Genomic DNA, 1395 nt, shown 5'->3' on the forward strand with positions numbered 1-1395 from the left:
CGGCGAACTCGGCGCCGACGTGGTGGTGGTGCGCAACGACGAAGTCACGGTGGAAGACATTGAGGGCTTGCGCCCGGACAAGATCGTCATTTCTCCCGGCCCGTGCACGCCAAAGGAAGCCGGCATTTCCGTGGATACCATCCACCGCTACGCCGGCAAATACCCGATCCTGGGCGTCTGCCTCGGCCACCAAAGCATCGGCTACGCCTTCGGCGGTAACATCATCCACGCCAAACAGATCATGCACGGCAAGGTGTCGTCCGTTTACCACAAAGACTTGGGCGTGTTCAAAGGCCTGAGCAACCCGTTTACCGCGACCCGTTACCATTCGCTGGTCATCGAACAGGCGACCATTCCCGATTGCCTGGAAATCACCGCCTGGACTCAGGACGAAGAAGGCAACATCGACGAAATTATGGGCGTGCGCCATAAAACCCTGGACATCGAAGGCGTGCAATTCCACCCCGAGTCGATCCTGACCGAGCACGGCCACGACATGCTCAGGAATTTTCTGCAGCGCTGAAGAACCTCGCCGCGGCCGTTTTATCCGGCCGCGGCCAGCGGAAATGCAGTCTTATCGACGACTCGTCTCAGTACAAAGCTGGAATGCACGCCGCTGACGCCGGGAATGCCGGTGATGCGCTTCAGCAGCAACTCCTGGTAAGCGTCCAGATCCTTGACCGCGACCTTGAGCTGGTAATCGGCGGCCTGGCCGGTAATCAGCAGGCACTCCATCACCTCCGGGATCTCGGCGACGGCCGCCTCGAAAGTGGCAAAGCGCTCCGGCGTGTGCCGATCCATCGAAATCTGCACCAACGCGGTCAGACTCAAACCCAAAGCCTTGGCATCCAATAGCGCCCGGTAGCCGACTATCAGGCCGGCTTCCTCCAGCACCCGTACCCGGCGTAGACATGGCGACGGCGACAGGCCGATGCGGTCGGCCAGTTCCTGATTGCTGATCCGGCCGTCGGCTTGCAGCACGGTCAAAATTTGCCGATCGTAGCGGTCCAGTTCCATAAATTGCCTGTATAGCCTTATTTAAAGCAATAAATTTAATTAAAAAGATAATATCCAGCAATATTAATTTAATTCTACTGCCAATCTTCGCTAAAAACGCAATCGCCTGTCTGTCGCTTCGGCGTATCGTATCGCCAACTCGAATACAGGAGACCGACCATGTTAGCCAACCCTTCCATGAAATACCGGCCGTTTCCGCCGCCCGCCTTGCCGGACCGGCGGTGGCCGAATTGGGCCATAGCTCAAGCCCCGATCTGGATGAGCACCGATCTGCGCGACGGCAACCAGGCCTTGTTCGAGCCGATGAACGCGGCACGTAAACTCCGCTTGTTCGAAACCTTGTGCGGCATCGGCTTCAAACAAATCGAAGTGGCGTTT

2 protein-coding genes and 1 pseudogene are annotated in these 1395 nt (G+C 57.6%); 2 read left to right on the forward strand and 1 reads right to left on the reverse strand.

Going from position 1 to position 1395, the window contains the following annotated elements; all coding sequences use genetic code 11:
- Window positions 1-523 (forward strand): anthranilate synthase component II (locus tag C2U68_RS20965; RefSeq protein WP_140914417.1); only part of this gene is annotated, 523 nt, incomplete at its 5' end.
- Window positions 524-543: 20 nt separating this feature from the next.
- On the opposite strand, the gene C2U68_RS20970 is transcribed toward C2U68_RS20965, so the two are convergent.
- Window positions 544-1017 (reverse strand): Lrp/AsnC family transcriptional regulator, encoded by a 474-nt coding sequence (locus C2U68_RS20970; protein ID WP_140914418.1) that lies wholly within the window; start codon window positions 1015-1017, stop codon window positions 544-546.
- A gap of 159 nt (window positions 1018-1176) precedes the next feature.
- On the opposite strand from C2U68_RS20970, the pseudogene C2U68_RS21695 reads away from it, so the two are divergent.
- Window positions 1177-1395 (forward strand): annotated as a pseudogene (locus C2U68_RS21695) (2-isopropylmalate synthase); the annotation flags it as partial.

The sequence above is a fragment of the Methylomonas koyamae genome (assembly GCF_006483455.1).
GTDB lineage: Bacteria > Pseudomonadota > Gammaproteobacteria > Methylococcales > Methylomonadaceae > Methylomonas > Methylomonas koyamae_B.

Bases quoted from the DNA above. Each gene is read 5' to 3' on its own strand.
- C2U68_RS20970 (WP_140914418.1), bottom strand. From the start codon at position 1,017: ATGGAACTGGACCGCTACGATCGGCAAATTTTGACCGTGCTGCAAGCC.